The organism is Desulfosporosinus paludis (assembly GCF_045689965.1).
Classification (GTDB): domain Bacteria; phylum Bacillota; class Desulfitobacteriia; order Desulfitobacteriales; family Desulfitobacteriaceae; genus Desulfosporosinus; species Desulfosporosinus paludis.
In genome coordinates this window covers 2,169,119-2,186,758 of sequence record NZ_CP144211.1, presented here as the reverse complement: position 1 = coordinate 2,186,758, position 17,640 = coordinate 2,169,119, and the positions used below count along the sequence as shown (strand labels likewise).

Sequence of the window (17,640 nt, the reverse complement as noted above, 5' to 3'; positions counted from 1 at the left end):
TATTGAAACTGGAAATTGGACGGATTTATATCAAAGACATTGAGTTAGGTAAGGAGTCATTAGTAACAGACGGAGTATTGACCGTTAATAAGGAAGGTTTAATTGCCTTTCTGAAAGAAGACGAAAGGATTAAAGATATCTCAATTGATGTGGCCAAACCAGGCGAAAAAGTGAGAATTATCCCGGTGAAAGACGTGATTGAGCCTAGGGTAAAAGTTCAGGAGGGGAATAATGGTTTTCCCGGGGTTACGTCGAAACAGGCTCAGTGCGGGGAAGGCAGGACACATGTTCTATATGGCGCTGCAGTTGTAACAGTTGGGGATATTGTAGGTTTTCAGGAAGGCGTCGTTGATATGTGGGGTGAAGGGGCTAAGTGGACACCTTTTTCCAAAACATTTAATTTAACTGTGGATATACAAGTGGTAGAAGGGTTGGATCCCCATACCCATGAAGAAACCGTTCGGATAGCCGGCTTGCGGGCGGCGGAGTATGTTGGGCTGGTAGGGAAGAATTTAACCCCAGACGAAGTACTCACTTATGAAATTGGCAGCATTTTTGAAGAAACAGCCAAATATCCGAATTTACCAAAAGTTATATACGTTGAGATGAATATTACACAGGGATTACTTCATGATACTTACATTTACGGAGTCAATGAGTCGTCGACTCTTCCTGCTTTGCTTCATGCCAATGAGGAATTGGATAATGCGGTGGTTAGCGGCAACTGTGTTGCCGCTTGCGATAAGATTACTACTTACCAACATCAAAATAATTCTGTGATCTATGACCTGTATGCTCAGCATGGCAAGGAAATTAATTTCTTGGGGGTCATTATGGTCCCGGAACATACAACGTTAGCCGGGAAACTCCGAGCTTCCGACTATACCGTAAAACTGGCAAAAATGCTGGGTGCGGATGCTGTGGTTGTCTCCGAAGAGGGCTATGGCAACCCTGACTCCGACCTTTTAATGATTTGTAAAAAATGTGAAAAGTCCGGGATCAAAACAGTATTGATTACCGATGAATGTGCGGGAAGAGATGGAATGTCCCAACCGTTAGCTGACACAGCCGGAGAAGCGGTAGCGGTCGTTTCCGGCGGAAATGTAAGTCATGTGGTTACATTGCTTCCTGCAGACAAGGTTATCGGAAATGCGGCAGCAATTGCTGTATTGGCCGGTGGTTGGGAAGGTTCACTCCTGGAGGATGGTACTTTGATGTGTGAATTAAATGCAGTGATTGGAGCCACATCAGAAATTGGATTCCATAATGTGACCTGTCGACTTTATTAAACTAGAAGTGAAAGGAGAGGATCTCATGTCGGAAAATTTTAGAGTTCTTTACTATGTAAATCAATTTTTTGGTCAAGTTGGCGGAGAAGATAAAGCGGGTATGCCCCCTGAGTTCAGACCGGAAAAGATTGGGCCTGCTGTGGGTTTTGAAGGGTTGCTTAAGGGAGAGGGAACCGTTGTCGGCACCATTATCTGCGGGGATAATTACTTCAATGAGAACACAAATGAGGTTCTGCCTATTATATTGAATATGGTTAAAGAAGCCGCTCCGAATGTGTTTGTCGCTGGACCGGCCTTTAATGCCGGGCGGTATGGGGTAGCGTGTTCAGAGATTTCCAAGGCTGTTGCTCAACAATTAAATATCCCGGTTGTAACCGGCATGTATCTTGAAAACCCCGGCTTAGATAGCTGCAAAGAGTTTGCTTACGTAGTCAGGACGAGTGATTCTGCAGGCGGAATGCGTAAAGCCTTGCCCTCAATGGCGGCTCTCGCTTGCAAATTGGCCAAAGGAATCGAAGTTGGGCCTCCTGAAGAGGAAGGGTACATTGCCCGCGGAATGAGAAAGACTGTCATTGTGGAAAAAAGAGGTTCACAGAGGGCAGTGGAAATGCTTCTTGCTCGCTTAAAAGGTCAACCATTTGAGACAGAAATGCCGATGCCTGTATTTGATGTCGTTGATCCGGCGGAACCTATTAAAGATTTAAGTAAGGCCACCATTGCTTTGTGCACATCGGGTGGCATTGTTCCGGCAGGAAATCCGGATCATATACAGTCGGCCAGTGCTCAAAAATGGGGTAAATACGATGTTAGCGAACTTCATGCGCTTGAGGCTCCTTGCTATTATACAACCCATGGAGGCTATGATCCTGTATATGCCAATGAGATCCCAGATCGTGTTGCGCCTTTGGATATTCTAAAAGAATTCGAGGCTGAGGGATATATTGGGAAGGTTTTTGATTGGTTCTATACGACTACCGGAACGGGAACTGCAGTAAGTAAAGCGAGAGAATTTGGGATACAGATAGGGGCAGAATTAAAAGCTGCGGGGGTAGATGGTGTTATCTTAACCTCGACCTGAGGGACCTGTACTCGTTGCGGCGCAACGATCGTAAAAGAAATTGAAAGATATGGAATTCCCATTGTTCACATGGCTACTATTACGACAATTTCCGAATCAGTCGGTGCAAACAGAATTGTTCCAACGATCGCTATTCCTTTTCCAGTCGGCAATCCAAAACTTAACAAGGAAAATGAGCATATCCTTAGAAGATCACTCGTTAAAAAAGCTGTTGATGCTCTAACGATCGAAATCACTAAGCCAACTCATTTTGAGTAAGTAATCTTTTGTTAAGATGGCAGAACTAAATTGTTCGGTCAATCAGAATCTGTATCGAAATCTTATATAGTATTAAATATATTCGACATTAATGTCGAATATATTTTTTTTAATTCCCTTTTTAAAGAATTTAAAAGATATAAGAATATTTACAATATATTGGATTTATACTCTGAAAGGTGTAAACTCAAAATGACGGATACTCGAATCGAAAATGCTAATGCTTATGCATCTTATTTGGGAAAAGGCTATGTCTTTATATCGTTGGAGATACGAGGAGGTAATAGCTTGCAGAAAAAAGGTACAGGCATATCTAGTCTTAAGTCGGTTCAAGGTTATATCCAACGTGTGGCAGATGCATTTGCGGCTGTGCTCGATTTTGAGGTTGCTATTGTGGATGAGTACCTTGAAGTCACAGCGGGGACTGGAAAGTATAAAGATCAAATTGGAATAATTTATGGTTCAGGATCAATAAGTTATCATTTGCAATACACACAGAAGAGCTTTTTATTATCTGATCCAAGGAAATGCCATCATTGTCAGAACTGTAATCTTAGGGAGACTTGTAAGGTTATGGCGGGTTTGCTATATCCGATCAAACTTGGAGATAAAGTATTTGTAGGTACAATCTCATTATACGCCTTTGATCAAACACAAAAAGAAAATCTTTTAAAGGACTTCGATAAATTCGAAACTTTCTTAAAACACTTAGTTGAGCTGATAGCAGGAAAACTTAATGAAATGGAGTTGTTTAAACAATCCAAAAAGTCGGCGGAACAATTCAACACCTTGATTAACTCAGTACGTGAAGGAATTGTGGCTGTAGATTACCAGGGCAAAATAACACATATTAATCGCTCAGCTGAAAATCTTCTTATGGTACAAGCTCATCAGATCAATGGAAGACTGGTTGAAGAAATCTTTTCCGGAATTACCATGAGCACTCTTCTAAATATGACGAAGCCCTATATAGAACAAGACATATTTTATAAGGCTCGGCAACAAACGGTACATTTTATGAGTACAATTACGGAAGTTAAATATAAAGAAGAGGTTAGCGGATTTGTTATTTCTATACGCTCGATCGGAGAAATGCGTAAGTTGGCTGGGCGTATTATGCGAGAAGAACGTAAGTATACTTTTGATGGTATTCTTGGCCAAAGCTCAGTAATCACCGAGATAAAAAAGAAAATGTGCAGAGTTGCGACAACAGATTCAACGGTTCTCATTACGGGTGAAAGCGGCACGGGTAAGGAGCTTTTTGCGCGTGCGATTCATCAAGAGAGCCTGCGAAAGAATGCTCCTTTTATTGCTCTTAATTGCGGGTCTATTCCCGAAAATCTACTTGAGAGCGAGCTATTTGGCTATGAAGAAGGAGCATTCACAGGAGCGCGACGTACTGGCAAGCCAGGAAAATTTGAATTGGCCAATGGAGGAACCATATTCCTTGACGAGATCGGTGATATGCCATTGCATTTACAAGTTAAGCTGTTGCGCGTACTCCAAGACTTTACAATAGAGCGAGTAGGCGGGACGAAACCATTAGTCGTGGATGTTCGAATTATCGCTGCCACCAACAGGAACTTGGAAGAAATGATCCAGACTAAACAATTTCGGAGTGATCTATATTATCGCTTGAGTGTCATACCTTTTCATATTCCCCCTTTGAGGGAAAGAAAAGAGGACTTGGAGTTGCTTATTCACTGTTTCGTCGAAAAATATAATTTGATTCTGGAAAAAAATATTCAAGGATATACAAATGATGCCTTAGCGCTAATGTCTGAATACACTTGGCCGGGTAATGTTCGGGAATTGGAAAATGCTATTGAGTACTCTGCTAATATCTGCCCTGATTTTGTAATTGATGTGAACTATCTACCTGATCGAATTCTTAAATATCTCCCGACGAAACCCTCTGCCCAGCACCAAGTGCAGATTCGATCTATAGCAGATCTGGAGAAAAATGCCCTAATTGAGGCCATAACCAGGTTTGGCCCAGGTAGCCGTGGCAAAGAAAATGCTGCGAGATCTCTGGGGATGAGCCGTTCAACTCTTTATAGAAAAATTAAAGAGATGGGTTTAGAAATTCAGATCTAATGAATAAGAGACATAAAGGAATTTTAGACTCTCAGGCGAGAAGATATAATAACAAAAAACTTACCCGTTCGGGTAAGTTTTTTTTACCCTTATTTCAAGACAAGAAGATTAAGTCCTAAAATGACACAAATGCGAATTAAGCTATTTGGGGGAATCCTTCGCTATTCATCCTAATTTGAGACATCTATTTTGGAGCTGGAAGATTTTCTTCCTTGATTAGGTTGCTTAAGGCAAGTGATTGGAAGTTAATGCTGGCATAATTCTTGCTTATACAATTATCAGTGACAGTCTTATAAAGGAGTGGTGGGTTATGTTTATAGTTGGAGAATTAATCAATGCGAGTCGTAAACCTATACGAGCCGCGATTGAAGCACAAGACACCGCAGCAATTCAAAAAGTGGCAGTAGATGAGTTAGAAGCGGGAGCCAATTATATTGATGTTAACGCCGGGATTTTTGTAGGTAAAGAGGCCAACTATTTAAAGTGGCTTGTCGAAATTGTGCAGGAAGCTACAAGTGGTGCTCCTTGTTGCCTCGATAGTCCTGATCCGAAAGCGATTGAAAAAGCGCTATCTGTACATAAAGGGGTCGCCATGATTAATTCTATCTCTTTAGAGAAAGAACGCTTCCAAGGTCTTTTACCATTAATAGCCGGTACAGATCACAAGGTTGTAGCCTTGTGCATGAGTGACGAAGGGATGCCTGAAACCACGGATGATAGGCTCGCTATAGCAGATAAACTTATTAATGGTCTAGTTCAAAATAATATTCCAATGGACAATATTTTTGTCGATCCGCTGGTGCAGCCGGTATCCACAAAGGATACTTTTGGAATTGAATTTCTAGAAGCGGTTGAAAGGATTATGACGACCTTTAAAGGGATTCACACGATGTGCGGTCTATCGAACATTTCTTACGGTTTACCCATCCGGAAACTATTGAACCAGTCTTTTGCAGTAATGGCGATTGATCGAGGCTTAGACGGTTTAATCATAAATCCTTTAGACAGGCAGATGATGGCTAATATCATTGCCGCTGAGACTATTGCAGGTCGTGATAGCTATTGTGCCGCCTATTTAGGTGCGTATCGGGGCGGTAAATTGGAATAAGTTTTCGAGAATCAATGTTTGTTAAGTCTTGTGATTGGCATAACATTTGCAAGACAAATACATCAATGAATAGATGAAGTTGAAAGGAGTTAAAACCAGTGGCGAACTTTGAAGAATTATCAAAAAGCGTTATCAGTGGCAATCTCGCCAAAGTGAAAAAGTTAACTCAAGCCCATATTGACGAAGCGACCTCACCTTTAGATATCATCAATCAAGGGTTAATTGCCGGGATGAGTGTCGTGGGTGCCCGCTTCAAGAACGGGGAAATGTATGTTCCGGAAGTTTTAGTCGCAGCGAGAGCGATGAGTGCAGGGATCGAAATGGTCAGACCGCTGATAGCAGATCAAGAAATGCCTTCAGCGGGTAAAGTTCTGTTGGGTACGGTGAAAGGGGACCTCCACGATATCGGAAAGAACTTGGTGGGGATGATGCTCGAAAGCAGAGGATACACCGTCATCAACGCAGGAATTGATGTTCCTCCGGAAAAATTTATCCAAGGGATTAAAGATCATAAACCCAATATTTTGGCAATGTCCGCGTTGCTTACAACAACGATGCTGCATATGAAAGATACGATTGAACTGATGAAAGAAGAGGGTATAAAGGATCAAGTAAAAGTTATCGTAGGCGGGGCGCCGATTTCCCAGGATTTTGCTGATGAAGTGGGTGCGGACGGATTTGCTCCGGATGCAGCATCTGCCGTAGATCTCTGTAATCGGCTCTTGGCTTAAACGTTGCAGGTCTGAAAGGAGAGAGAAGTAAGTGGATACAACAAGAAGTCATTATACCCGGGCAAATTATGAGGTAAATCAGACAACCCTTTGGAAAATGCTTAGTGAGGATCAGTGTGAGGAGCTTTTTATGACGACGATGGAGCTTCTAGAACGAACAGGCGCAGAAATTCAGAACGAAGAAGCACGCGGTGTATTTGAAAAAGCAGGTTGTTGGGTTGATGGGAATCGAGTTAGAATTCCTTCGGCGTTATGTGAATGGGCTGTACGAACCGCTCCTTCTCGTATTACAGTATGTGACCGGAATGGCAAAAGGGCCTTAAGATTAGAAACGACAAACGCTTTCTATGGACCGGGACAAAGTAATACGTATGTGATTGACCCCTTTACAAATGAGCGGAGAAAGCCGATCAAATCGGATGTCGCGCTTACTGGAGTTGTCTGTGACGGCTTAAAGAACGTCGATTTTGCGATGAGCAATGGCCTTCCAACAGACGTCAACCCAAGCTTGGCAAATGTTCATGCCTTTGAAGCATTGCTAACGCATACAACGAAACCAATCGTTCAATCAATCCAAGGTGTAAAGGAAGCGCAAGCAATTCTAGAAATGGCCACTGCCGTCGCAGGAAGCTTAAAGGAATTCCAAAAAAATCCCTTTGTTGTTCTTCTCATTGAAACGGAAGGAACTCTTGTTCACTCCAAGGAAACGTTGGCAAAGGTCCTATTCGCCGCCCAAAACGGTGTCCCTTATATTTATGCGACCAAGCTCATTGCCGGTGAAACATCTCCGGCTACTCCAGCCGGAGCAATCGTCCTAGCCTTGGCGGATGTTTTAGTCGGGATACTTCTTGGTCAATTGGTACGTCAGGGGACCCCAGTAATTGCCGGAGGCTTCTTCACAATTCGTGATCATGAAAATGATATCTTGCCTTATGGTGCTCCAGAAGTTAGTTTGATGGGAACCGGGATGGCGAATGCCCTTCGTTTTCTTAGGATTCCGAGTTTCGGCTTCGCGGGTGCTACGGATGCTAAAGAAAGTGATGCCCAAATGGGCTTGGAAGCAGCCTTTTCTATTCTGCACGCAGGGATGAGTGGTACAAGTTTGATTCACGGTTGCGGCCAATTGGAATATGGTTTATCAGGTTCTTTGGCCTTACTGGTCATGGGCGATGAAGTCATGGGAATGACGCGGAGAATCATTAAAGGAGTCGAGGTCAATGAAGAACGACTAGCGCGAGGAGTTATTGATGCGGTACAACCGGGTGGACACTACCTGGGTGAAGAACATACGTTAAAATATTTCCGGAATGAGTTTTGGTGGCCGAGCGTCATGAACAGAACAAGAATTGATGACTGGACAGCAAATGGGGCGAAAAGCTTAGGACAACGGGTTAAGGAAAAGGCACAGACTATTATCAATACTCACCAACCTGAAAAACTCTCTCATAATATCCTTAATCAAATTAAAGCAATTATAGACAGAGCGGAGGCCTAATAGGATTCGTTCGTTTGAAAGGGGCGGAAAGACGTATGGCGAACTTTGAAGAATTATCAAAAAGCGTTATCAGTGGCAATCTCGCCAAAGTGAAAAAGTTAACTCAAGCCCATATTGACGAAGCGACCTCACCTTTAGATATCATCAATCAAGGGTTAATTGCCGGGATGAGTGTCGTGGGTGCCCGCTTCAAGAACGGGGAAATGTATGTTCCGGAAGTTTTAGTCGCAGCGAGAGCGATGAGTGCAGGGATCGAAATGGTCAGACCGCTGATAGCAGATCAAGAAATGCCTTCAGCGGGTAAAGTTCTGTTGGGTACGGTGAAAGGGGACCTCCACGATATCGGAAAGAACTTGGTGGGGATGATGCTCGAAAGCAGAGGATACACCGTCATCAACGCAGGAATTGATGTTCCTCCGGAAAAATTTATCCAAGGGATTAAAGATCATAAACCCAATATTTTGGCAATGTCCGCGTTGCTTACAACAACGATGCTGCATATGAAAGATACGATTGAACTGATGAAAGAAGAGGGTATAAAGGATCAAGTAAAAGTTATCGTAGGCGGGGCGCCGATTTCCCAGGATTTTGCTGATGAAGTGGGTGCGGACGGATTTGCTCCAGATGCGGCATCTGCCGTAGATCTCTGTAATCGGCTCTTGGCCTAACATTGTGGGTTTGAAAGGAGAGTTTGACGTTGACAACGAGAACTAATTTTAAAGCATACTCAAGCACGATGATGAATGTATTCTCGGAAGCCCAGTGTCAAGAATTGGTCTTAGCCGCGGAGGAAGCAATGTGGCGGACTGGAACGGATTTCCACGATAAAGAGTCTCTGGAAATTCTAAAAAAAGCCGGCTGTTGGGTCGAAGGAAAAAGAGTTAGAATTCCCGCAAACATCACGGAGCAGTGCTTGAGGTCTTGCCAGAAACACGTTGTGCTTTGCAATAGCCGGACTGGAGCGCGAGAACTTTTTATTGAAGGAAATAACGCTTACTTTGGTTCTGGGCCTTGTACCCCCTTTACCCGTAACCCATTCACTAACGAAAGACATCGGGCTACAAGAAAGTCTGTAGGCTGGGCGACTAAGGTTCTTGATGCCTTGCCCAATATTGATTATGCGATGTCTTTAGGAATTGTCCAAGATGTCCCCCTATTGATCTCAGATCGACATGAGTTCGAGCAACAGATTTTACACACTGATAAGCCCATTATTACGGTTTGTGTTGATGATTGGGGACAAGCAGACGTCATTAAGATGGCCGAGATTGTCGCCGGAGGTGAGGAAGAACTTAGAAGAAACCCATTCATCTGCCTCTATGCTGAACCGATTTCTCCAGGGGTACACTGCAGGGAAGCCGCTCAGAAATTAGTTATGGGGGCGAAGAAAGGTCTGCCGACAATCTATACTCCCTGTATTATGGCTGGAGGGACGGCACCCGCAACTATGGCAGGAGTTATGGTTCAAGGATTGTGTGAAAGTTTAAGCGGTCTCGTTCTGAGCCAATGTACTCGTGAAGGAGCTCCCTTTATTATGGGTGGCGTATACACCATTTTGGATATGGGTTCAACCATCTTTTCCTATGGGGCACCGGAGCTTCATCTGCTCCTGGCCGGCTTGGCCGATGTAGCCCATTATCTTAATATTCCGATGTTCGGTACTGCAGGCTGTACTGACTCTTGTATTATCGATGAACAGGCTGGAATAGAGGCTGCCCTTTCTATCGCTATGACAAATATGTCCGGTGCCAATCTCAATCATGATACGGGTTACTCAGAATACGGAACAACTTCAAACCTCGACCTCGTTGTCATAGCGGATGAAGTTCTTGGTATGGCCAGAAGGTTAACTAGCGGTATCCGTGTTGATCAGGAAACGTTAGCATTAGATGTCATCGAAAAGGTGGGTCCTGGTGGTAATTTTGCAGATGAAGATCACACATCTGATCACTCGGAGGATAACTATGTACCTCGTTTAGTCAACCGTGCTGCTCGAAGCATTTGGGAAAATGCAGGAGGGAAAACACTGACTCAGGTAGCTAATGAAAAAGTTCGAGATATCATTAATTACCACGAACCTATTCCACTACCGAAAGATGTAGCCGAAAAGATCAGAGGGATTGTAGAAAACGCTGTTGGTCATATGCCGGGTGAAGATGAGTAACAAAAGATTATAGAGGCCATCTCGCGAACATCGAGACTTCGGTGGCTATAATGTCCGGTGGCGTAGGTCTCCGGTGGAGACTTACGCCGAAGGCGCAGAGCCACTAACGGATACTTTCGTACCATAGGATGAGTGTCGTCGAGCCGCCTATCCCAAAAGAAAACTTCACGAAGGGGGAGTCCACCTCCACCGCGACAGAGTACGGGGGACCCACTTCCACTTGAGGTGGAGTCTTACTAAACATTACAGAAAGGAGTTGTACGAAGTAAATTTTCAAAGTATTCAATTAAGAAGAGAGGTTTTAAAGATTCCCGAAGAGCAAAGCAATTGAAGGAGGGGAAAGAGTGAACATGAAAAAAAAGAATATTACAGGTTTTAGTGTTGTTAGCGTGATACTGAGTTTGAGCTTGATATTAGCAGGTTGTGGTGCAAAGACCTCCGATACATCAAAATCGGCACCTTCTGGGGGAGATAAAGTTTATATTGGTTGGGTGGCTCCCCTCACAGGTAGTGGTGCCAATTACGGAGAACAAATGTTGAACGGGGCAAAATTAGCTGCGAAAGAAATTAATGATGCCGGTGGAATTAACGGAAAACAGATTGAGATTATTTCTCAGGATGATAAGTCGGACCCCAAAGAAGCAGCCAATATTGCACAAATGTTTACCGGTGACGCGAGGTTGGTTGGCGTGTTGGGAAATTATAACAGTTCTTGTGCTTTAGCTGGTGCGCCAATTTATGATCAAGGGAAATTACCTGTTATCCACGTTGGAACTTCACCTGTGTTTTCAAAACAAAAGCATGACTATTTGTTTCGAATATCAGTAACTGATGCTTTCCAAGGTTCTTTTGTGGCTAAGTGGATGAACGATGAAGGACTAAAAAAACCAGCCATCATCTGGGAGAATGATGATTATGGCCGTGGTCTTAAAGAAACTGTCAGCAGTGAAGTTACAAAGAATGGCGGCAAAGTAGTCGGTGACTGGAGTTATATGCTTAACCAAACTAAAGATTATTCAGCGCTTTTGACTAATGTTAAAGAATCCGGTGCTGATTCGATATTTATCGGCGGTCTCTATACTGAAGGAGCCCTGATAGGTAAGCAAATGCAACAATTAGGCCTAAAGCTTCCTGTATATGGAACAGATGGCTTGTATGAAAAAAGTTTAATTGATTTAGGTGGGGATGCTGTTGAAGGCTGGAAAACCTCAGGTTTATTTTTGCCTACAGATCCTAACCCAACTCTTCAAGCCTTTATAAAAGCCTATACTGCTGCTTATGGCAAGACACCAGGAAGTTATGCAGCCCTACATTATGATGCTATGAAAATTTTGGCTGGGGCAATTAAGGCTGTAGGAACTGATCATGAGAAGGTTCAGGCTTATCTGGCCAAGTTGCCAGAACCTTATAACGGCATTACAGGTTCGGTTACTTTCGATGAACACCATGATTCTACACGTTCATCCTTAACAAAACTCGTCATTAAAGGTGGTCAGTGGCAATTGTCCCAATAGTAAATACATTGCGGTAAGGTCGGAAACATCTTTCCGGCCTTACCAAACTCTTTATTTCTTTAGAAATAACGGAAAGGAGTTGCCATTATGCTTTTTCAGCAACTAATTAACGGCTTAATGCTAGGAAGTGTATACGCTCTGGTGGCTTTAGGGTACACGATGGTCTATGGGGTTATGAAATTTATTAATTTCGCCCACGGTGATGTTTATATGTGGGGGGGATTTATTGGATTATTCCTTGCACGCCTATTGGGTGGCAATTACTTTCTGGTGTTGATTCTTACTATGATTCTCACGGGAATTCTAGGTGTTCTGGTAGAAAGGATTGCCTATAAACCCCTGAGGAAGTCCCCGCGTTTAGTAGTTACCACGAGCGCTTTAGGGATGTCTATCGTTTTATCAAATTTAGCTCTACTTCTCATTGGCTCAGAAACTTATCCTATGCCAAAAATTTTGGCAGTCCGTCAAATTCATTTGGGTTCGTTTGCGGTGATTAATACCACCCAAATTTTGGTCTTGGTCATAGCCGTGATCTTAATGTTTCTGCTTAACTGGTTTGTAAACCATACTCGTTACGGTCAAGCCATTCGAGCTGCATCGGAAGATTCTGAAACAGCTGGCCTTATGGGAATTAGTATGGACCAGGTTCTGTTGGTTACGTTTTTTGTAGGCTCCGCTTTAGGAGGAGCGGCAGGTCTTTTAGTAGGGACGTATTATGATGCTATATATTCTACCATGGGCTATGCAGCCGGATTAAAAGCTTTCACAGCAGCCATATTGGGTGGTATCGGGAGTATTCCCGGTGCTATGGTCGGTGGTTTAGTACTGGGTGTCGTGGAGAACTTCGCCGGAGCCTGGATACCTAACTATCGAGATGGGATCGCTTTTATTGTCATGATCCTGGTTTTATTGTTTAAGCCAGGAGGCTTATTTAATGCTAATATCTATCAAAAAAGAGTCTAGGAGGTATTGTTAATGACAAGGACAAAGCTCTTACTGTACCTAGCGATCGGTATAGTTCTCATCCTATGTCCTCTTTTTATTAAGAGTAGTTATATCATGCACATTGCGGTAACTATTGCTATTTACGGAATTCTAGTCCTCGGATTAGAGTTGGTTCTCGGCCAAACTGGATTATTTTCTCTTGGCCACGCGGCATTTTATGGTATGGGAGCTTATACATCAGCGTTAATCGTCATGTCTTTTGGTTTACCTATATGGATCGGGGCAATAGGAGCAGTGGTTGCCAGTGGACTGCTTGGTGCACTTTTGGGGTTTCCGACCTTGCGTCTACGGGGAGATTATTTAGCGATTGCAACTCTTGGTTTTGGAGAAATCTTTCGCTTGATTCTGGTTAACTGGGATACGTTGACCAATGGGCCAATGGGGTTACCTGGGATTACCCGTCCACAATTGTTTGGGCATATGTTCGACGAAACAATGTATTTCTATATGATAGTTAGCGCATTCCTTCTCTGCTTAGCAGCAGCTTACAGGATAAGCGGTTCTTTTTTAGGACGTGCTCTCCGAGCGATACGTGACGATGAAGATGTCGCAGAATTCGTTGGCATCGATATCTCAAAGTATAAAATCATGGCATTTACCATAGGCGGAATGTACGCTGGCTTAGCAGGCAGTTTCTATGCCCACTATATTACATTTATTAGCCCGGACACGTTCGTATACCAAGATTCAGCAACCCTATTGGCAATGGTATTTCTAGGAGGAGCAGGTACTGTCATAGGGCCAGTGCTTGGGGCAATCGCCCTGGTGATATTGCCGGAAGCGTTGCGTTTCTTGGCGGAATGGCGAATGCTCGTGGTGGGGGTATTAATGGTCGTCATGATGATTTATCGCCCGCAAGGAATCATAGGTGGAGGGGTACGCTGGCCATGGCAGCGAAAAGAAAAATTAGCGACATCGGAGAAGAAATAGTAAGGAGGAGTGGTAATGCCTATTCTGGAGTTTGATAATGCCTCTAAATTCTTTGGCGGGGTACGGGCAGTGGACGCCGTGAGTGCTGAAGTTTCAGCGGGAGAAATCACAAGTATCATTGGACCGAACGGAGCTGGGAAAACCACTCTTTTTAACCTGATTACTGGCGCTTACAAGCTGACCGGCGGAGATATTCGATTTAACGGAAAGTCACTGGCAGGATATCCCGCTCATAGCATTCATGCTCTTGGCATTTCCCGAACCTTTCAAAATATTCGTTTATTCTCTTCGATGAACGTTTTGGCAAATATCATGATCGGTACTCAGTCTCGCCAGAAACCTAAGGTATTGGACCTTTTAATTCCTGGCCGAAATAACCGGATTGAGAAGACTATGAGACAGAGCGCTGAACATGTACTTGATCTTCTAGGACTTGCCTCGAAAGCTGATTTAATGGCATCGGCCTTGGCGTATGGGGAACAGCGTCGGGTCGAGATTGCTCGTGCTTTGGTCAACGATCCAGAGATTCTCTTGTTGGACGAACCGTCGGCAGGCATGAATGTTAGAGAAGCCAAAGATTTAATGGAGTTTATTTCTAGAATAAAAACGGAGCTAAAAAAGACAGTTATCGTTATTGAACACAATATGCGCGTTGTACGCCACATATCGGATAGGCTAATTGTTCTTGATCACGGATGTAAGATTGCGGATGGAGATCCCGAACAAGTTTTACTTGATCCGAAAGTTGTTCAGGCATATTTAGGCAAAAGTGAGCTAACAACATATGCCAAAGTGCAATAGTAGGAGGTGAAAGAATGCTTAAGGTCAGTAAATTAGAGGTTAAGTATGGCATGATAAAGGCAGTACGAGGTATTTCACTGACGGTTGATCGGGGTGAGTTTGTCGTACTTATTGGTAATAACGGCGCTGGGAAGACATCAACGTTAAAAGCGATTTGTGGTATCAACCCAGTGAGCAGTGGTTCAGTTGAACTCAACGGTGAGGTCATCACGGGCAAACCTTCTAACAAAATAGCTGCTAAAAAGATAGCTATGGTTCCCGAAGGCAGGCATGCTTTTGCAGGTATGACTGTCCAAGAGAATCTGAGTATTGGGGCTTATTTGCGCCGGGACAAAGCTGGCATCCAAGAAGATAGAGAAATGGTATACAGTCTTTTTCCAATACTTAAGGATCGCGCCCGACAGATGGCAGGGACACTTTCAGGAGGAGAACAACAGATGCTGGTAATAGGCAGGGCCTTGATGTCAAGACCTGAGGTGCTTTTCTTAGATGAACCGTCCCTTGGGTTAGCACCAATAGTTGTTGAAACCATCTTTGAAACAATTCAAAGCATAAACCGCCAGGGTATCTCTATTTTAATGGTAGAACAGAATGCGTTTCTTTCTCTGTCAGTCGCTAAGAGGGGTTATGTCATGGATTCGGGCGAAATTGTAATTGAAGGTTCTGCAGAAGAGCTAATGAACAATGAAATAGTGAAAAGAGTTTATCTTGGGCAAGAGGAATTTAGCTCGATGTAACCGAAAAAATCAGAAGAATTGCAGAAATACAGTAGGACATATGCTAGGTAAAGATAAGTAACAAAAGATTATAGGGCTACCTGCCTTTGCATGGAGCCGCTAGTTGTTACTTTGAGGAGGGAGAGAAATGTCGCTTGTACTGGGAATCGATACTGGAGGGACATATACCGACGGGGTGGTTGTAGAGCTCAGGAATAAACAGATATTGAAGAAGGCTAAGGCACTGACCACCCGTGAAGATCTCTCAATTGGTATTAGAAATTGTATTGCTTATTTGGACTTTGAAGATTTCAAGAACATCAGTGCAGTTTCACTATCAACCACATTGGCAACCAACGCGATAGTAGAAGGGCGCGGCTGTGAGGTAGGTCTTTTAATGATTGGCTCTGATCCTATAGATACCTTACCAGTGAGACATTATTATGTTCTGCCGGGAGGACACGATATTAAAGGACATCCCAATGCAGAATTGGATTTGGTGAAAACCCGTCAGGCTATCTGCGAACTGAAAGGCAAAGTAGATGCCATAGCCATATCAGGATATCTTAGTGTGAGGAATCCAGAACATGAAATTGCTGTCATGAAAATGGTGAACGAAATTTTGGATCTTCCAGTGGTTTGCGCTCACCAGTTAACGACTTCATTAGGATTTCATGAGAGAACAGTTACTGCAGTTCTCAATGCTCGCTTAATACCAATCATTACCGAATTAATTGAATCTGTAAAAAAAGTACTCAATGAAAAGGAAATAAAAGCTCCCTTGATGATCGTCAAAGGAGACGGGTGTATGATGGGCGAAGCTTTAGCGCGTGAAAAACCTATTGAGACGATTCTCTCGGGGCCAGCTTCCAGTATCATAGGAGGAACTTTCCTGACCAAAACCGCCGATGCTCTTGTACTCGATATGGGCGGAACTACTACTGATATTGCTATTCTCAAAAACGGAATACCTAGAATCAATCAAGAAGGGGCTACAGTAGGTGGTTGGCTTACACGTGTCCAGGCTGCCCAAATCTATACGTATGGTCTAGGAGGTGATAGCTATATCCAAATCCACAAAGACGGCGAAATACTGATAGGCCCTCAAAGAGTATGGCCGTTGTCCGTGGTTGCATACCACCATCCTTATCTGATCAATGAGTTAAAGGTTAACTTTGACCAAACCTACGATCTTATGTTTTCCCAAGCAACCGATTGTTTCATGTTCCTTAAGCAAGCAACCTCCGAAGTGTTAAATGACCTAGAAAATAAAGTCGTTGAAATTCTTCAATCTGGCCCAAGAAGTTTATATTATCTTACGCAAAAATTGAATATAGATCCTAATCTTCTAAATTTGCAACATCTCATTAATCTGGGGGTATTAGCCAGAATCTCTCTCACTCCAACAGATATCCTGCATACCAAAGGGATTTATAATCAATGGAACCGAGAAGCAGCAGAAATTGGGGTGGAGGTCTTAGCAAATCGAACGAGAAAGAGTCCGGATGAGTTTATTCGAAGTGCATCTGAAAAGATAATCAATGATCTTTGCATTACCTGTCTTCAGAGTCTTGTAGGCTGCGATGAGCAAAGCATTAAAATAAAAAATACTCCAGAAGTTATGTATTTCATGCAAAAAGCCTTATCACCCGTTCAAGATCAAGGATTTGATTGTTCCTATAAAATTAATATGCCAATAGTAGGCTTAGGGGCTCCGGTTTGGGCTTGGCTGCCAGAGGTGGCTAAAAAGATGAATACCAGCTTGGTCATTCCTGAGCATGCTGAAGTAGCCAACGCTGTTGGGGCTGCAACTGGCAAAATCATGGAAACTGTAAAGGTATTGATTAAGCCTGGAGAAAATGATGGAACCTATTTAATGCATGCCCCTTGGGAACGCAAGATGTTTGAGATCCTGGAAGATGCAGTGTCTTATGCATTGAGCGAAGCAAAGAAACAGGCAGAACTTGCAGCGAGTAAAGCAGGTGCAAAAGAGTTTGAGTTAGTAGTAAACCATACGGATCGATATGCCCATCCAGGTATTGTAGAGAACGATATTTATGTAGAATCACTAATCGAAGTTATCGCAGTAGAGCGTCCGGAGTGGGAGAGGGAAGAGATAAAAGAGAAATTCTTTATAGACACTATTTAATGCTGGTATTATTTTTAAATTCCTTTCCTAATGGAAGCTTCATTGTTAATTGGGATGAGGTTACTGAATTTAAATAAAAGGTGCAAAGATCACATTTTAAGACCCTAAAAACTATGTAGTTTGGGGTCTTTATTTTATGCCAATTGAATCATTGTAACAGCTAGTTATGGTTGAACAATTTCCATATAAATGCAACTATATTGCCAATAATTCTGTTATACACTGTTTGATTCGAACCGTTTCCTAGCTATAGAATAACTAAGTGCCGAAAGTCTCAGTACGGATAGTTGAACCTAGGTAGGATT

General features: G+C 43.1%; 14 protein-coding genes. All 14 read left to right on the top strand.

Annotated features, from left to right (window positions below):
• Positions 1–2 precede the first annotated feature (2 nt).
• The 14 genes from VZF35_RS10980 to VZF35_RS10915 all read left to right on the top strand — a co-directional run bounded on the left by VZF35_RS10980 (position 3) and on the right by VZF35_RS10915 (position 17,335).
• Positions 3–1,289: a glycine/sarcosine/betaine reductase component B subunit gene (locus VZF35_RS10980; protein WP_407313539.1), complete on the top strand. Its 1,287-nt coding sequence runs from the start codon at positions 3–5 to the stop codon at positions 1,287–1,289.
• Between the two features lie 25 nt (positions 1,290–1,314).
• Positions 1,315–2,625 carry a glycine/betaine/sarcosine/D-proline family reductase selenoprotein B gene (locus VZF35_RS10975; protein WP_407313538.1) on the top strand — a complete coding sequence of 437 codons (1,311 nt, stop codon included), beginning with the start codon at positions 1,315–1,317 and terminating at the stop codon, positions 2,623–2,625.
• Between the two features lie 192 nt (positions 2,626–2,817).
• A complete protein-coding gene (locus VZF35_RS10970) occupies positions 2,818–4,722 on the top strand; it encodes a sigma-54 interaction domain-containing protein (protein ID WP_407313537.1) in 1,905 nt (634 codons plus the stop codon).
• Positions 4,723–5,032: 310 nt separating this feature from the next.
• Positions 5,033–5,830: a methyltetrahydrofolate cobalamin methyltransferase gene (locus VZF35_RS10965; protein ID WP_407313536.1), complete on the top strand. Its 798-nt coding sequence runs from the start codon at positions 5,033–5,035 to the stop codon at positions 5,828–5,830.
• Between the two features lie 98 nt (positions 5,831–5,928).
• Positions 5,929–6,561, top strand: a complete 633-nt coding sequence (locus VZF35_RS10960) for a B12-binding domain-containing protein (RefSeq protein WP_407313534.1) — start codon at positions 5,929–5,931, stop codon at positions 6,559–6,561.
• A 31-nt stretch (positions 6,562–6,592) separates the two neighbouring features.
• Positions 6,593–8,056, top strand: coding sequence for a trimethylamine methyltransferase family protein (locus VZF35_RS10955; RefSeq protein WP_407313535.1), 1,464 nt, complete (start codon positions 6,593–6,595; stop codon positions 8,054–8,056).
• 35 nt (positions 8,057–8,091) lie between these two features.
• Entirely contained in the window at positions 8,092–8,724 is a 633-nt protein-coding gene (locus VZF35_RS10950; protein WP_407313534.1) for a B12-binding domain-containing protein, read from the top strand.
• Positions 8,725–8,753: 29 nt separating this feature from the next.
• Positions 8,754–10,220 carry a trimethylamine methyltransferase family protein gene (locus tag VZF35_RS10945; protein WP_407313533.1) on the top strand — a complete coding sequence of 489 codons (1,467 nt, stop codon included), beginning with the start codon at positions 8,754–8,756 and terminating at the stop codon, positions 10,218–10,220.
• 350 nt (positions 10,221–10,570) lie between these two features.
• Entirely contained in the window at positions 10,571–11,734 is a 1,164-nt protein-coding gene (locus VZF35_RS10940) for an ABC transporter substrate-binding protein (RefSeq protein ID WP_407314579.1), read from the top strand.
• Between the two features lie 87 nt (positions 11,735–11,821).
• Positions 11,822–12,697, top strand: coding sequence for a branched-chain amino acid ABC transporter permease (locus VZF35_RS10935; protein WP_407313532.1), 876 nt, complete (start codon positions 11,822–11,824; stop codon positions 12,695–12,697).
• Positions 12,698–12,709: 12 nt separating this feature from the next.
• Positions 12,710–13,669 (top strand): branched-chain amino acid ABC transporter permease, encoded by a 960-nt coding sequence (locus tag VZF35_RS10930; protein ID WP_407313531.1) that lies wholly within the window; start codon positions 12,710–12,712, stop codon positions 13,667–13,669.
• 15 nt (positions 13,670–13,684) lie between these two features.
• Positions 13,685–14,470 (top strand): ABC transporter ATP-binding protein, encoded by a 786-nt coding sequence (locus VZF35_RS10925; protein WP_407313530.1) that lies wholly within the window; start codon positions 13,685–13,687, stop codon positions 14,468–14,470.
• 14 nt (positions 14,471–14,484) lie between these two features.
• Entirely contained in the window at positions 14,485–15,207 is a 723-nt protein-coding gene (locus tag VZF35_RS10920; protein WP_407313529.1) for an ABC transporter ATP-binding protein, read from the top strand.
• 127 nt (positions 15,208–15,334) lie between these two features.
• Positions 15,335–17,335, top strand: coding sequence for a hydantoinase/oxoprolinase family protein (locus VZF35_RS10915; RefSeq protein ID WP_407313528.1), 2,001 nt, complete (start codon positions 15,335–15,337; stop codon positions 17,333–17,335).
• Positions 17,336–17,640: the final 305 nt, after the last annotated feature.

What these genes read in the sequence shown, in the direction of transcription:
- VZF35_RS10970 (WP_407313537.1), top strand. Translation starts at nt 2,818, where the DNA reads ATGACGGATACTCGAATCGAAAATGCTAATGCTTATGCATCTTATTTG.
- VZF35_RS10965 (WP_407313536.1), top strand. Translation starts at nt 5,033, where the DNA reads ATGTTTATAGTTGGAGAATTAATCAATGCGAGTCGTAAACCTATACGA.
- VZF35_RS10950 (WP_407313534.1), top strand. Translation starts at nt 8,092, where the DNA reads ATGGCGAACTTTGAAGAATTATCAAAAAGCGTTATCAGTGGCAATCTC.
- VZF35_RS10940 (WP_407314579.1), top strand. Translation starts at nt 10,571, where the DNA reads ATGAAAAAAAAGAATATTACAGGTTTTAGTGTTGTTAGCGTGATACTG.
- VZF35_RS10935 (WP_407313532.1), top strand. Translation starts at nt 11,822, where the DNA reads ATGCTTTTTCAGCAACTAATTAACGGCTTAATGCTAGGAAGTGTATAC.
- VZF35_RS10930 (WP_407313531.1), top strand. Translation starts at nt 12,710, where the DNA reads ATGACAAGGACAAAGCTCTTACTGTACCTAGCGATCGGTATAGTTCTC.
- VZF35_RS10925 (WP_407313530.1), top strand. Translation starts at nt 13,685, where the DNA reads ATGCCTATTCTGGAGTTTGATAATGCCTCTAAATTCTTTGGCGGGGTA.
- VZF35_RS10920 (WP_407313529.1), top strand. Translation starts at nt 14,485, where the DNA reads ATGCTTAAGGTCAGTAAATTAGAGGTTAAGTATGGCATGATAAAGGCA.
- VZF35_RS10915 (WP_407313528.1), top strand. Translation starts at nt 15,335, where the DNA reads ATGTCGCTTGTACTGGGAATCGATACTGGAGGGACATATACCGACGGG.